A 14,335-nucleotide genomic window follows, 5' to 3' on the forward strand; every position below is an offset into this window, starting at 1 on the left:
CACCCGAAGGGTGGAACCACCATGCAAAGCGGAGCGACCCCAGACGCCGGCGGGTTGAGCCGGCGCGGACTGCTCACCTCCATCGCCGTCATCGCCGCCGTGCCGCTGCTGGACGCCTGCGGCAGCCCGAAGGAGAAGAACTCGGGCACGACCTCGGAGAACGAGCTGTCCAAGGCCCTGCCCGCCTACGCGCCCAGCGACCTGGTCAAGCCCGACATCCCGGTCGTCGCCGGCGCCAACGGCGCGTCCACCGACCCGGCGTTCCTGGCGTACCCCGCCAACCCGCCCCGCACGGTCACCGGCGCGGTCGGCGCCGGCGGCACGTATGTGACGATGACCCCGCTGTGGGGTGCGATCCCGCCGTCGAGCGGCAACGCCTACTACGACGCGGTCAACAAGGGACTCGGCGCGACCCTGAAGATGCAGCCCGCCGACGGCAACACCTACGCCGACCTGCTGCCGCCGCTGTTCGCCGCCGACAAGCTGCCGGACTGGATCAACATCCCGAGCTGGACGATCACGAAGCTCAACTTCGGCGAGGCGGTCCGCACGAAGTTCGCCGACCTCACCCCGTACCTGGCCGGCGACAAGGTCAAGCAGTACCCGAACCTGGCGGCGCTGTCCACCAACGCCTGGGTGGCCGGGGTCTGGAACGGCAAGCTCTACGGGCTGCCGATCTACTCCTCCAACGCCGTCATCGCCGGCATGTACTACTACCGCAAGGACCTGCTGGACAAGGCCGGCGTCTCGGCGGACGTCAAGAGCGTCGCCGACCTGGAGGCGATCGGGAAGGCACTGACCAACGCCGCCGCCGGTCAGTGGGCGTTCGACGACCTGTTCGGCAAGGACGCCGCCTACATCTACCAGATCTTCGGGTTCCCGGGCACTGGCTACCCGTGGGCGCAGGACTCCAGCGGCAAGCTCGTGCACCGGTACGAGTCCGAAGGCATCGTCGAGGCGCTCAACTGGCACGCGAAGATGGTCAAGGCCGGCTACATGCACCCCGACGCCGTGGCCGACAACAGCCAGAACGCCAAGCAGCGGTTCTGGAGCGGCAAGGTCGCGGTGTGCGCCGACGGCACCGGCGCCTGGAACGGCGACGACGCCAAGTCCGGCGCGGCGGCCGCCCCGACCTACAACCGGCAGGCGTTCAAACTGTTCAGCGCCAACGGTGACAAGCCCACGGTCCAGCTGGGCAACGGCGCGTCGATGTACAGCTACCTGAACAAGAAGCTCAGCGACGCCCAGATCAAGGAGCTGCTGTCCATCGCCAACTACCTGGCCGCGCCCTACGGCTCGGCGGAGTGGCTGACGGTCAACTTCGGCACGCCCGGCACGCACCACAACATGACCGCCGGCAACCCGCTGCTGACCGAGCAGGGCAGCAAGGAGATCGCCACCACGTACCAGTTCCTGGCGTGCCCCGCGTCGGCGAGCACCGTGCAGTCCGGCGCCGTGCAGGTGGTCAAGGACGCCGCGGCCTGGCAGGCGGACATGGTCAAGTACGCGGTGAAGCCGCTGTTCTACGGCATGAACGTGACCGAGCCGTCGCAGTTCGGCTCGCTCGGCCTGCCGATGATCGACACGATGACCGACGTGAAGCTCGGCCGCAAGCCGATCTCCGCGTGGACCGACGCGGTCACCAACTGGCGCAAGCAGGGCGGCGACGACCTGCGCAAGTTCTACGACGGCATCCGCGAGAAGTTCGGCACCGGCAAGTGAACGTAGGCACGCCATGACGGCGACGAAGCCGGACGCGCCACCGCGTCCGGCTCCGGCCGTCGCCCCGAGCGAGTCGCGGTGGCGGATCCGGCTGCGCCGCGACCGCTCGCTGCTGCTCATGACGCTGCCGGCGGTCGTGCTGCTCGCCGTGTTCGCCTACGTGCCGATGCTCGGTCTCATCACGGCGTTCCAGAGCTACGACATCTACTCCGGCTTCTGGTACAGCCCGCTGGTCGGCATCGACAACTTCGAGCGGCTGTTCGACGACTCGATCTTCTGGCACGCGCTGTCCAACACCCTCGTCATCAGCGCGGTCCAGCTGGTGCTGTACTTCCCGGTGCCGATCGCGCTGGCACTGGTGTTCAACGAGATCGTCAACACCCGCATCCGCTCGTTCGTGCAGTCCGTGGTGTACCTGCCGCACTTCTTCTCCTGGGTCCTCGTGGTGACCGTGTTCCAGGAGATGCTCGGCGGCGCCGGCGCGCTCAACACGATGCTGCGCCGGCACGGCTGGGCGACGTGGGACATCATGACCGACCCGGAGGCGTTCAAGTACCTGGTCACCGCGCAGGCGGTGTGGAAGGAAGCCGGCTGGGGCGTCATCGTCTTCCTGGCCGCGCTCGCCGCGATCGACCAGAGCCTCTACGAGGCGGCCGCCGCCGACGGGGCCGGCCGGTGGCGCCGGCTGTGGCACATCACGCTGCCCGGCATGCGCGGTGTCATCGTGCTCATGCTGGTGCTGCGGCTGGGCAACGCGCTCACCGTCGGCTTCGAACAGATGCTCATCCAGCGGCAGGCGGTCGGGCGGGACGCCTCCGAGGTGCTCGACACGTTCGCCTACTACTACGGCGTGGTCAACAACAACTTCAGTTACGGCGCCGCCGCCGGCCTGTTCAAGGGTGTGCTGTCACTGATCCTGGTGCTGGCCGCGAACAAGCTCGCGCACGCCTTCGGCGAGGACGGACTGTACCGGAAATGACCGTCGAGACCAGACCCCCGCACAGCGGGCCCGTGTGGGAGGAACCCCTCGGGCCGGCCGGCAAGGCAGGCAAGGGCATCACGCTGTTCATCGTGGTGGCGGTGATCCTGGTGCCGCTGTACTCCATCGTGCTGACCAGCTTCTCCACCCAGGCGGCCATCAACCGGGCCGGCGGGCTCGTCACCGTGCCGACGGAGCTGACGGTCGAGGCGTACCGGCAGATCTTCACCAACCAGCTCGTCACGCACTCGCTGCTGGTGAGTCTCGCCATCACCCTCGTCGGCACGGTGCTGTCGATGGTGGTGACGATCCTGTGCGCCTACGGGCTGTCGCGGCACGGCTCCCTCGGGCACCGCGGCATCCTGCTGTTCCTGGTCGTCACGATGTTCTTCAGCGGCGGGCTGATCCCGTCGTTCCTCGTCGTCACCGCGCTCGGCGGCTACGGCGAGTACTGGACGATGATCCTGCCCAGCGCGGTGTCGGTGTTCAACATCCTGGTGATGCGGAGCTTCTTCAGCAGCACCGCGCCGGAGCTCATCGACGCGGCCCGCATGGACGGCGCGGGGGAGTGGCGCATCCTGTGGTCGGTGGTGCTGCCGACCTCCCGCGCGGTCACGGCCGTCATCACCCTGTTCTACGCGGTCGGCTACTGGAACTCGTTCTTCAACGCGCTGCTGTACCTGCCCGACAACGGCAAGTGGCCGCTGCAGATGATCCTCTACACGTACACGTACCAGGGCGCCGCCATGCCCGGCGGCGGGGTCACCGGCACCGGCCAGTACGCCGGCCACCAGCAGATCGCCCAGCTGTCGCTGCAGATGGCGGTCGTCACCCTCACCCTGATCCCGATCGTGGTGGCGTACCCGTTCGTGCAGCGGCACTTCACCAAGGGCATGCTCACCGGCGCGATCAAGGGCTGAAACGGTGCCGGGACTGCAGGACGTGACGCGTGGGCGGCTGCTGTACGGCGGCGACTACAACCCCGAGCAGTGGCCGCCGCACGTCTGGCCCGACGACGTGCGGCTCATGCGCGAGGCCGGCGTCAACCTCGTCACGGTGGGCGTGTTCTCATGGGCGGCCCTGCAGCCGGCGCCGGACCGCTTCACCTTCGACTGGCTCGACACCGTCCTCGGGCTCCTGCACGACGGCGGCATCGGCGTCGCCCTCGCCACGCCCACCGCGTCGCCGCCGCCGTGGCTCGGCCACCGCCACCCCGACACCCTGCCGGAGGGCCCCGACGGGATCCGGCGCCTGTACGGCTCGCGCAACCAGTACTGCCCGTGCGCGCCGGCGTACCGGCGGGCCGCGCTGGCGATCACCGAAGCCGTCGCGGCCCGCTACGCCCACCACCCGGCGCTGCGGCTGTGGCACATCGGCAACGAGTACGGCACCGCCTGCCACTGCGGACACTGCGCCGAGCGGTTCCGCGGCTGGCTGCGCGGCCGCTACGGCGACCTCGACGGCCTCAACGCCGCCTGGGGCACCGCCGTGTGGTCGCAGCGCTACGGCGACTGGGCCGAGGTGCTGCCGCCCCGGCGCGTCCAGTACGTCATCAACCCGTCGCAGGACCTGGACTACCAACGCTTCTGCGACGCGATGCTGCTGGAGTGCTTCACCGCCGAACGCGACGCCGTGCGCGCCCACAACCCGGCCGTGCCGGTCACCACGAACTTCATGGACTTCTACCGGCACACCGACGGCTGGCGGTGGGCGGCCGCCGAGGACCTGGTGTCCCTGGACACCTATCCGGACCCGAACGACCCCCTCGCCGCGATGCGGGCCGCCATGTCGAAGGACCTCATGCGGTCCCTCGGCGGCGGCCGGCCGTGGCTGCTCGCCGAGCAGTCACCCGGCGCGGCGAGCTGGCGGCCCGTGGCGACGCCGATACGGCCGGGCCTGAACCGGCTGTGGTCCATGCAGGCCGTCGCCCGCGGCGCCGACGGCGTCCTGCACTTCCAGTGGCGCGCCTCCCGGCAGGGCGCCGAACGCGGGCACGGCGCGATGCTGCCGCACGCCGGAGCCGACTCCCGCGTGCACCGCGAGATCCGCGCGCTCGGCGCCGAGCTCGCCGGACTGTCCGAAGTGGTCGGTGCCACGGTGCCGTCCGACGTGGCGTTCGTCCTGGACTGGGACGCGTGGCGGGCCGTCGAGCTGGAGCACCAGCCGCACGACGGGTTCCGCTACACCGACCGGGTGCTGGAGTACTACGCGCCGCTGTGGCGGGACAACGTCACCTGCGACTTCGCCCCCGCCGACGGCCCGCTGTCGCGCTACCGGCTGGTCGTGGTGCCCAACCTGTACCAGGTGGGCCCGGCCGCCGCGGCGAACCTCGCCGGCTACGTCACGGCCGGCGGCACCCTGGTCGTCGGCCCGTTCAGCGGCGTCACCGACCCGGACGAGCGGGTCTACACCGGCGGCTGGCCCGGGCCGTGGCAGGACCTGCTCGGCGTGCGGGTCGAGGAGCACTGGCCGCTGCCCGACGGTGAACTGCTCGACGTCGTCTCGGACACGCTGGGCGACTTCACCGCGACGATGTGGGCCGAGTGGACGGTGTCCCGCGGCGCGGACCCGGTCGCCACCGTGCGCGGCGGACCCCTGCACGACCGGCCCGTGGTGCTGCGCAACGGCCACGGCGCCGGCACCGCCTGGTACGTCGCCACCCTGCCGTCACCGGACGCGATGCGGCGGCTGCTGCGCCGGATCTGCGCCGAGGCCGGCGTGGCGCCGGTGCTGCCGGACCTGCCGCCGGACGTGGAGGCGGTGCGCCGCGGCGGCCTGCTGTTCCTGCTGCACCACGACACCGGGAAGGTCGAGATCCGGCGGGAGGGCAACCGTGACCCGGCACCGGATTGAGCGCACGTCGCCGGCCGGTGAGTTCCACGACGGGTTCCCGCTCGGCAACGGCAGGCTCGGCGCCATGCTGTACGGGCGGCCCGGCCGCGAATGGTTCGACCTCAACGCCGACACCCTCTGGTCCGGCGGCCCGCTGCCATCGTCCCCTGTGGACGGTCCGTTGCCGGCGCGGCTCCTGCCGCGACTGCGTGAGGCCGTCGCCGCCGGCGACCACCACACCGCCGAGGAGCTCGCCCGGCTGCTGCAGGGCGGCGCATACACCCAGTCGTATCAGCCGCTCGGCCGGCTCGAGTGGTGCTACGCCTCCTGCCAGGAGGTCGCCGGGTACGCGCGCAGCCTCGACCTCGCGGACGCCGTCGCCGGCAACGGATACGACAGCGAGTGCGGCCCGGTGCGGCTGGAGGCCTTCATGTCCGCGCCCGACGGTGTCCTCGTCGTCTCCGTGACCGGCGCCGGCAGTCTCGCCGACACCGTCCTGCCCCGGCTGCGCACGCCGCACCCGGTCACCACCGGCGTGGTCGACGCCGGCGCCGGACCCTGCCTGGTCTGGACCGGCCGCGCCCCCGCGCACGTGCTGCCGAACTACGTCGAGGCGGATCCCGCAGTCACGTACGCCTCCGACGAACCCGCCGGGGACGGCACCGTGGCCGCCGGGATGGGGTTCGCCGTCGTCGCCGCCGTGCGGCACACCGACGACGAGTCCCGCCTCGTCGTCGCCGCGGCCACCGGGTTCCGCGGCCCGCACCTGCGGCCCAGCGCCGACCTCGCCGCCATCGCGGGCGAGGCCCTCGACGTGGTCGCCCGCGCCCTCGCCGCGCCGACCGGTGCGCTGCGGCGGCGGCACGTCGCGGACCACCGGCGGTACTTCGACCGCGCCGACCTGGAACTGCCCGGGGACGCCGACGCGGAGCTGCTGTTCCACCTCGGCCGGTACCTGCTGGTCGCCGGCTCCCGGCCCGGCACCCAGCCGGTGAACCTGCAGGGCATCTGGAACGCCGACGTGCGCCCCGGCTGGTCCTGCAACTGGACCACGAACATCAACGCCCAGATGAACTACTGGGCCGCGGAGAGCACCGGCCTGGCCGACCTGCACGAGCCGCTGCTCACGCTGACCGGCGACCTCGCCGTCGCTGGCGCCCGCACCGCGGAGCTGTACTACGGCGCCCGCGGCGCGGCCGCGCACCACAACACCGACCTGTGGCGCCTCACCGCGCCGGTGCCGGGGGACCCGCAGTGGGCGAACTGGCCGTCCGCGCTGCCCTGGCTGGCCGCGCACGTGTGGGACCACCTCGACCACGGCGCCGGCGCTCGGTTCGCCCGCACGGTGGCGCTGCCGGTGCTGCGGGCCGCGGCCCGGTTCACCCTCGACATGCTCGTCCCCGACGCTGCCGGTGCCCTGGTCGTCAGCCCTTCCACCTCGCCCGAGCACCACTTCCTGACCGGCGACGGCGGGCACGCCGCCACGTCCTGGGGCTGCGCGCTGGACCAGGAGCTCGCGCGGGAGGTGCTGACCCGCCTCGCCGCGCTGCTGCGGCGGTTCCCGGATCCTGCCTTGACCGATGAGGTCGCCGCCGCGCTCGCCGCGTTGCGCCCGGTGCAGATCGGCGCCGACGGGGCCCTGCTGGAGTGGTACGACGAGCGCCCACCACGCGAACCCGGCCACCGGCACCTGTCGCACCTGTACGGGCTGTACCCCGGCACCCGCATCACGGAGACCGGCACGCCCGCGGACTTCGCCGCCGCCCGCGCCGCGTTGCGGGCCAGGCTCGCGCACGGCACCGGCCACACCGGCTGGAGCCGTGCCTGGGTCGTGTGCCTCGCCGCCCGCCTCCGCGACGCCGACCTCGCCGCGGCGTCCGTCACCGCCCTGGCCGGCGAGCTGTGCTCCGCGTCGCTGCTGACCCTGCACCCGGACGCGGCCCGCCCCAGCGGCTGGATCTTCCAGATCGACGGCAACCTCGGCGTGCCCGCGGGCATCACCGAACTGCTCGTGCAGAGCCACGCCGGCGCGGTCAGCCTCCTGCCGGCGCTGCCGCCGGCCTGGGACACCGGCCGGGTCCGGGGCGTGCGATGCCGCGGCGGCCACCGCGTCGAGGTGTCCTGGGCCGCCGGGCGGCTGTCGGCGGCGCGGGTCGTCGCCGGGGCGACCGGGCCGCTGCTGCTGGAGTTGCCGTCAGCACCGGCCAAGGTCCTGGACGACGACGGCGCGACCGTTGACGCGAGCGCCGTGGCGGGTGCGCCCGCGGGCCGGTGCCGGGTGCGCTGGCCGGCCCGCGCGGGCGTGGGGTACCGGATCGGCTGAGCCGGCGCGGATCAGTCGTCGAACTCGCAGATCTTCCAGTCGCCGTCTTCCTTGACCAGCTTCGCGGTGACGTTGTTGGTGGAGGTGCGGCCGGTGCCGGACTTGATCGTGAAGGTGGCGAAGACGCTCGCGGTGTCGCCGATGATCGACTCGCTGGTCACCCTCCAGTCGGCGACGGTGGTGCGGGACTCGGTGTCGCCGGTGTTGGTGAAGTCCTTCTTCATCTCCTCGACCTCCGCCGCGCACACGTAGCGCGCGAGCACGTCCGGGTCGGGGCTGGACTTCGTGGCCTCGGTGAAGAAGGCCTCGACCACCTCGGTCGGGGTCTGCACGAACACCTTCTGATAGGTGAAGTAGCCGCCGACGACCGCGAGGATCAGCGCCAGGACCCCGGCGCCGACGATGAGCGCCCACTTGCCGCCCCGCTGGCCGCCTTCGGCGGGCGGGACGGGCAGCGCACCGGTCGGCGGGCCGTATCCGTAGCCGGGCTGCGCGTACTGGCCGGGCTGGGCGTAGGGCTGACCCGAGATCGGCTGCTGGTACGTCTGGTCGTATGGCTGCTGGTACTGCTGCGGCTGGCCGTACGGCTGCTGATACTGCTGCGGTTGCTGGTACGGCTGCTGCCCGTACGGCGGTGGCTGCTCATAAGGCTGCGGCTGGCCGTACGGCTGCGGCTGCCCCGGCGGCGGAGCATACGGCTGCTGATGTGGCTGCTGCGGATCTGGCTGTGCCCCCGGGTACGTCACCGCCCCATCGTATATACGGGGTTCACTGGTGCAACCCGCTTCCGGTGGCGCCGGATACGCTGTGGTGTGGCATCGGTGAGGCTGGCGGCCGGTCGCGATGTCGGGGCGGCGATCGCGGCGGTGGTCGTGGCGGTCCTGCTCGCCGTGCAGACCGGCACATCGCAGGGCGACGCCCGGCCCCTCGACGTCTGGGGCGTCGCACTGGTCGTGGTGGCCGCGGGCGCCCTGGCCTGGCGCCGGGCCGCACCCGCCGTCGCGCTCGCGGTCAGCGCGGCCGCCAGCGCCGCGAGCCTGCTCGCCGGTTACCCGTACGGGCCGGGCCTGCTCTGCGCGGCGTGGGCGATGTTCGAGCTCGCGTGGCGCCGCCCGCTGCGGCTGTCCGCGCCGCTCGCCGCGGCCGCCGCGGTGACGTCGGTGGCCGCCGTGCTGCCCCGGCTCGTCGGCGTGCTGGACGTGCCGGCGCTGGGTCTGGTGCTGTGGGCGGCGTGCTGGCTGGCGGCGCCGTGGTCGCTGGGCGCGCTCCTGCAGGTGCGCGCCGTCGCCGAACGCCGGGCACGCGACGACCTGATGGCACGGGCCGCGCTGGAGGAACGCATCCGCATCTCCCGCGAGGTCCACGACGTGGCGGGGCACGGGTTCGCGGTGATCGCCATGCAGGCCGGCGTGGCACTGGTGGTGCTCGACGAGCAGCCGGAGCAGGTCCGCGCGTCCCTGGAAGGCATCCGGGCCGCGGCGACGGCCGCGCTCGGCGACCTGCGCCGGGTCCTCGACGAGCGTGAGCACCGGCCGCGGCCGACCGCGACGCCCGAACTGGCGGCGCTGGTCGCGCGGGCCCGGACGGCCGGGCTCCCGGTGGAGCTGACCGGCGACGCGGGGGACCTGCCGGCGGCGGCGGGTGACATCGTCTACCAGGTGGTGCGCGAGTCGCTGACGAACGTGATCCGGCACGCCGGCCCGACCGGCGCCGTCGTGGACGTCGCCCGCGAACCCGGCGGGGTGCTCGTCACGGTCACCGACCGGGGCACCGGGGCGCCGCAGGCCGGGGACGGGCGAGGGCTGGCGGGACTGCGGGAGCGCGTGGAGGCGGCCGGTGGCACGTTCGAGGCGGCCGGACGCGACGGCGGCGGCTTCCAGGTGCGGGCCCGTCTCCCGCTGCCCGGGCAGACCGCATGATCAGGGTCGTGCTCGCCGACGACCAGGCGCTGGTGCGGATGGGCCTGCGGGTGCTCATCGAGCGTGAAACGGACCTGACCCTGGTCGGCGAGGCGTCCGACGGGTACGAGGCCCTGGCCGTGGTCCGCCGGACGAGACCGGACGTGGTGCTGCTCGACATCCGGATGCCCGGACCCGACGGGCTCCAGGTCCTGCGCGGGATCAGCGGCGACCCGGACCTCGCCGCCACCCGGGTCGTCATCGTGACGACGTTCGAGACCGACGAGTACGTCCTCGATGCCGTCCGGGTCGGCGCCAGCGGCTTCGTGCTGAAGGACGCCGAACCGGCCGACCTGATCCGTGCGGTGCGGGCCGCGGCGGCCGGCGACGCGCTGCTGTCGCCGTCGGTGACCCGCCGCCTGGTCGAGCTGGTCGGCCGCCGCGTCCCCGGGACCAGCGCGGACGCGCCGCCGATGGACACGCTGACCGAGCGGGAACGGCAGATCGTGGCCTGGGTGGCGACCGGTCGCTCCAACGACGAGATCGCCGCCGAACTGTTCATCAGTCCGGCGACGGTCCGTACCCACGTCGGCAGGGCGATGCTCAAGCTCAACGCGCGGGATCGTGCCCAGCTGGTGGTGTTCGCGGTGCGGGCCGGCCTGACGATCCCGCGCGCCTGAGCGCCACCAGGCCGGCCACGACGGCTGTCAGCACCCCGATGAGCTGGATCGCCTGGCCGGCGGCGACGGTCGGCCCGTGCCGCCCGGTGAGGTTCGGCCAGCCGGTCGGGCTGATCGCCCAGCCGACGGCGACGAACAGCCCGAGCACCACCCCCGCCGCGGGCGCCCACCGCCATCGCGCCACACCCACGAAGATCGCGCCGGCCAGCAGGATCACGATCCCCGGCGGCACGGCGACCGGGAACTGCACCCCCGCCGCCCACAGCACCGCGATCCCGGCCGCCCCGAGCACCAGCCCGCCGATCGTCACCTTGTGCGAAGTCATCTGCATGCCGACAGCGTCGCCGCCGGCCCGCCCCCGCCGCGTCGGCGCCGGCGCGGATCAGCACTACGAAGATCTTCGTACGCCGGAGCCGTCCCGAGGCGGATGCCGCCGCAACCCGCGTCCGTGAGGCTTGAGGGCATGCGCGGACGGGCGACCTGGCTGATGTTCATCGTGGCGATCGTGTTCGGACTGGTGCTCAGCCACCCGTACACCAGCTTCGACGCCGACGACAGCAGGCTGGGCGTGCACGGGGGGACCTACTACGCCGTGCTGGTCGTGCACATCTTCACCGCGGCCGTGGCGTTGACGGCCGGACCGTTGCAGTTCATCGCGGCGGTCCGGGCGCGGCGGCGGGTGCATCGCGCGCTCGGCCGGACCTATCTGCTCGCCGGCGTGCTGCCCTCCGCGGTGACCGCGATCCCGGTGGCGCTGTGGTCGGGGCGCCCGCTGACCCAGATCGGCCTCACCACGGCGGCCGTCCTGTGGCTGCTCACCGGCGGCCTCGCGTACCGGGCGGCGCGCCGCCGCGACTTCGTCGCCCACCAGCAGTGGATGACGCGCAACTACGCGCTGACGTTCCTCGCGGTGACCTCACGCATCCTCGTCCCGCTGCTCCTGCTGGCCTGGATTCCCTTCGGCGGGCCGGACGCCGGGTCGATCGGTGAGCAGGCGCCCACGATGATTCCCGTCGGGCAGACCGTCGGCTGGATCGTCAACCTCGCCGTGGCCGAGGTCCTCATCAGGCGCCGCGGCTCAGGCCGACGGCCAGCCCGGCTGCGGTGACTGCGCCGGCACGACGACACCGGTCGGCGCCATGGGCCGCGGCGGGTACGGGGGCTGGCCGGGCATCGCGTACGGCACCGGCGGGACGGCCGCGTCGCGCCGCCCACCGATGGCGACCGCGGCCGCGGCGATCTCCAGCGCGATGCCGGCCAGGAGGAACTGGTCGGCGACGTGGCCGCTGCCGGCGTTGCTGGACCCGACGCACCGCTGCTGCGGCGAGGACTGGGTGGGCACGCTGCACGTCCATTCGCCGACGGTCTTCGCGTCGCTGTCGGCCATGGAGCCGAGCATTCCGAACGCGATGCTGAACATCCCGGCGATGATGAACAGAATCTGCATGACCTTTGCACCAGTCGACATTCCCGCGACCCTAGAGCAACCGCCCCGCTCCCGCTGTCTCGCCCAGGCTCGGGTGCGAAGCATCACCGATGTTTTCGCGGCCACGGCTCCAGCTCGACGCGCAACGCGCCGCCGTGCGGCCACCACCACCGGGCCGGGCCGGGGAGACGAACAGGTCGAACCAGTTTGTACGTCCGCGCCGCGCAGCATCTGCCCGATCACCGTTGACGGCCGGACGCTCCTCGCCTCCGCCAGCGCCGATGAAACCGTGCGGATCTGGGATCCCGCGACCGGCAGCAGTTTGTGGACGATACCGGTGCACGACCGCGCGGTCGCATGCGGCGTGATCGCCGGCACGCTGGTGGTCGCCATGAACGTCGGGATCATCGCGATCGAACTCACCGGCTGACGGCAGGCCTAGACCTGGGAGGCCGGGATGCGGGCGGAGCGGATCGGTTCCTTGAGAGGGCGGCCGGTGCGGAAGACCGCGAGGGGTGACTCGTCCGGGGCGAGGTCGAGCTTCTCGGTGAGCTGACCGGCCGTCGCCGCGCAGTCCAGGAGCTGGCTCAGCGGATGGACGTTCAGGCCGCGTTCCGACAGTGCCAGCCACACCCTGACCAGCGCCCGGCCGTGTTCGATGACCGACTCCGGGGTGACGGCGCTGCCGACGAGGATCAGGACGCTGCCGTCGTACCGCAGCAGGCCCTTCGACGCGGCGGCGAGCAGGGCCGGGCCGCCCAGGCGGCGGGTGAGCGGGTAGGCGCGGGGGCCGATCATCGCGGCCAGGCCGGTGGCCTCGATCCGGGACAGGGCCATGGCCTGGTCGGTGAGGCCGTCGAGCTGGTAGCGGGGGTGCTTCGGTGACAGCCGCATCCACGCACGCAGCTCGCCGACGACCTCCGGCGTGCCGAACATCCACCGGTCGGCGGCCGCGAGCGGGGCGACGAGCGTGCGGGTGGGCACCTGGCGCAGGTCGGCGCCGAGGGCGGTCAGCGCGGCGAGGACGGCCGGGTCGAGCGTGCCGGGGGCGTAGCCGCCACGGGCGCAGCGCCGCTGTTGCACGGAGGTGAGGGTGAACGGGGTGTCGTACACCGACGGGGACGGCAGGAGGCGGGCGGCCCGTTGCGAAGAATGGTCGACGGCAATGTCGGCGCGGACGGGCAGGCCGGCGGAGGCGGCGACGACGAGGCAGGTCTCGATGAAGGCGCCCAGCGACAGGAACAGGTCGCGGCGGGTGGGGTCCGAGTCGGGCAGGGCGCGCGACGGGTCCCAGTGCACGTCGACGGCGTCGTCGGTGTACCGCAGCGCCCACGGCTGGGTGTTGTGGGCGCTCGGCGCGCGGCGGCAGTCGTCCTCGTGGGAACGGAAGGCAGCGATCCAGGTCATGCGACGCCCCGCTCGTAGAAGGTGTAGCCGTGCAGCGGGCGGCCGCCCATCCGGCGGTACTGCGCGGCCGACGCCGTGTTGGAGCGTTCCACGTACGTGCTGCGCAGGGTGCGGTAGCCGCCGGCGCGCAGGTTGCGGTGCAGCTCGCGGGACAGCAGCGTCAGGTAGCCCCGGCCCTGCTCGCCGGGGACGGTGCCCTTGATGATGAGCACGGCGTCGCGTCGGTAGCGGCGGCGGGTGAGCAGCAGCCGCAGCTGGTTGCGCACGCTGAGGCGACCGCGGACGCGCATGAAGAACTCCGACACGTCGGGCACGGTGACGACGAACGCGACCGGCCGGCCGTTCTTCTCCAGCCACAGCAGCAGCGACTCGTCGAGCAGGTAGGCGAGGCCGTCGGTCTGCGCGGCGAGCTCATCGGCGTCGATCTCGGTGTAGTAGCCCAGTTGCGCGAAGGAGGCGTTGAGCATCTCCCGCAGGATCGGCAGCTGCGCCTTGAAGTGGCGCCGGGAGCCGTGGCGCAGGACGAGACCTTCCGCGCCCAGGCGCGTGTCGTCGAAGGGGAACAACGCGTCGGCGTCGGCGTCGAACTGCGGGCACAGCCACGTGTCGGCCTCGAAGCGGCGGGTGAAGCCGTGCCGCTCGTAGGCCGCGGGGTAGTGGGCGGGGTTCCAGGCGGAGTCGATGAAGCCGCGCTCGTCGAAGCCGGAGGTGATGACGCCGCCGGTCTGGTTGGGCAGCAGGCCGACGGGGCCGAACAGGGCCCCGGTGTCGCGGCCGCGGTCCGCGACGAGGCCGAACAGCGCGGCGGCGGTCTCGTCGTCGCGGAACTCGGTGAGCCCGAACAGCTGGTGGCGGCGGCCGAGCTTGGCGTCGAACTTGGCGCTGCGGTGCAGGATGGTGCGGCCGGTGGCGGCGCCCGACGCGTCGCGGGCCAGGAACAGCTCCGCCGCGCCGGAGCGGTGCCAGCCGGCGATGACCGAGTCGGCGAGCGGCACGTACCGGTCGGAGGGGTGCAGCCGCAGCGGCACGTCGCAGAAGGCGCGCAGCCCGGCGCGGTCCGTCACGGGT

14 protein-coding genes are annotated in these 14,335 nt (G+C 72.7%); 9 read left to right on the forward strand and 5 right to left on the reverse strand.

Annotated elements, in window-relative coordinates; genetic code table 11:
- The first annotated feature begins 21 nt into the window (after positions 1 to 21).
- Genes OHA72_RS34540 through OHA72_RS34560 form a run of 5 tightly spaced genes read left to right on the forward strand, consistent with a single transcriptional unit; the run spans position 22 to position 7,856 of the window.
- Positions 22 to 1,722, forward strand: a complete 1,701-nt coding sequence (locus tag OHA72_RS34540; protein ID WP_327000236.1) for a type 2 periplasmic-binding domain-containing protein — start codon at positions 22 to 24, stop codon at positions 1,720 to 1,722.
- Positions 1,723 to 1,735: 13 nt separating this feature from the next.
- Positions 1,736 to 2,701, forward strand: a complete 966-nt coding sequence (locus tag OHA72_RS34545) for an ABC transporter permease (RefSeq protein ID WP_327000237.1) — start codon at positions 1,736 to 1,738, stop codon at positions 2,699 to 2,701.
- Positions 2,698 to 3,621, forward strand: coding sequence for a carbohydrate ABC transporter permease (locus OHA72_RS34550; RefSeq protein WP_327000238.1), 924 nt, complete (start codon positions 2,698 to 2,700; stop codon positions 3,619 to 3,621). The genes OHA72_RS34545 and OHA72_RS34550 overlap by 4 nt, the downstream gene beginning before the upstream one ends.
- A gap of 4 nt (positions 3,622 to 3,625) precedes the next feature.
- Positions 3,626 to 5,554, forward strand: coding sequence for a beta-galactosidase (locus OHA72_RS34555; RefSeq protein WP_327000239.1), 1,929 nt, complete (start codon positions 3,626 to 3,628; stop codon positions 5,552 to 5,554).
- The gene (locus tag OHA72_RS34560; protein ID WP_327000240.1) at positions 5,535 to 7,856 is read left to right on the forward strand and encodes a glycosyl hydrolase family 95 catalytic domain-containing protein; all 2,322 of its coding nucleotides are present in this window, start codon (positions 5,535 to 5,537) and stop codon (positions 7,854 to 7,856) included. Before OHA72_RS34555 ends, OHA72_RS34560 begins: the two co-directional genes overlap by 20 nt.
- An 11-nt stretch (positions 7,857 to 7,867) precedes the next feature.
- Here the strand turns inward: OHA72_RS34560 and OHA72_RS34565 are convergent, their stop codons facing one another.
- Positions 7,868 to 8,602 (reverse strand): Rv0361 family membrane protein, encoded by a 735-nt coding sequence (locus OHA72_RS34565; protein WP_327000241.1) that lies wholly within the window; start codon positions 8,600 to 8,602, stop codon positions 7,868 to 7,870.
- A gap of 66 nt (positions 8,603 to 8,668) precedes the next feature.
- Here OHA72_RS34565 and OHA72_RS34570 point away from each other — a divergent pair, with 66 nt between their 5' ends.
- Positions 8,669 to 9,775, forward strand: a complete 1,107-nt coding sequence (locus OHA72_RS34570; RefSeq protein WP_327000242.1) for a sensor histidine kinase — start codon at positions 8,669 to 8,671, stop codon at positions 9,773 to 9,775.
- Positions 9,772 to 10,434, forward strand: a complete 663-nt coding sequence (locus tag OHA72_RS34575; protein WP_327000243.1) for a response regulator — start codon at positions 9,772 to 9,774, stop codon at positions 10,432 to 10,434. Before OHA72_RS34570 ends, OHA72_RS34575 begins: the two co-directional genes overlap by 4 nt.
- Here OHA72_RS34575 and OHA72_RS34580 read toward each other — a convergent pair.
- Complete coding sequence (locus OHA72_RS34580; protein WP_327000244.1) at positions 10,364 to 10,765, reverse strand: hypothetical protein; 402 nt, start codon at positions 10,763 to 10,765, stop codon at positions 10,364 to 10,366. The two genes, OHA72_RS34575 and OHA72_RS34580, sit on opposite strands and share 71 nt — an antisense overlap.
- Positions 10,766 to 10,897: 132 nt before the next feature.
- Here OHA72_RS34580 and OHA72_RS34585 point away from each other — a divergent pair, with 132 nt between their 5' ends.
- Positions 10,898 to 11,542: a DUF2306 domain-containing protein gene (locus OHA72_RS34585; protein WP_327000245.1), complete on the forward strand. Its 645-nt coding sequence runs from the start codon at positions 10,898 to 10,900 to the stop codon at positions 11,540 to 11,542.
- Here the strand turns inward: OHA72_RS34585 and OHA72_RS34590 are convergent.
- On the reverse strand, positions 11,513 to 11,854 hold the full coding sequence (locus OHA72_RS34590) for a hypothetical protein (protein WP_327000246.1): 342 nt from the start codon (positions 11,852 to 11,854) through the stop codon (positions 11,513 to 11,515). The two genes, OHA72_RS34585 and OHA72_RS34590, sit on opposite strands and share 30 nt — an antisense overlap.
- On the opposite strand from OHA72_RS34590, the gene OHA72_RS34595 reads away from it, so the two are divergent.
- Positions 11,844 to 12,290, forward strand: coding sequence for a hypothetical protein (locus OHA72_RS34595; RefSeq protein ID WP_327000247.1), 447 nt, complete (start codon positions 11,844 to 11,846; stop codon positions 12,288 to 12,290). The two genes, OHA72_RS34590 and OHA72_RS34595, sit on opposite strands and share 11 nt — an antisense overlap.
- Before the next feature lie 8 nt (positions 12,291 to 12,298).
- Here the strand turns inward: OHA72_RS34595 and OHA72_RS34600 are convergent, their stop codons facing one another.
- Positions 12,299 to 13,267 (reverse strand): nitroreductase family protein, encoded by a 969-nt coding sequence (locus OHA72_RS34600; RefSeq protein WP_327000248.1) that lies wholly within the window; start codon positions 13,265 to 13,267, stop codon positions 12,299 to 12,301.
- Positions 13,264 to 14,331, reverse strand: coding sequence for a GNAT family N-acetyltransferase (locus tag OHA72_RS34605; RefSeq protein WP_327000249.1), 1,068 nt, complete (start codon positions 14,329 to 14,331; stop codon positions 13,264 to 13,266). The genes OHA72_RS34600 and OHA72_RS34605 overlap by 4 nt, the downstream gene beginning before the upstream one ends.
- Positions 14,332 to 14,335 lie beyond the last annotated feature (4 nt).

It is taken from the genome of Dactylosporangium sp. NBC_01737 (genome assembly GCF_035963215.1).
Classification (GTDB): Bacteria; Actinomycetota; Actinomycetes; order Mycobacteriales; family Micromonosporaceae; genus Dactylosporangium.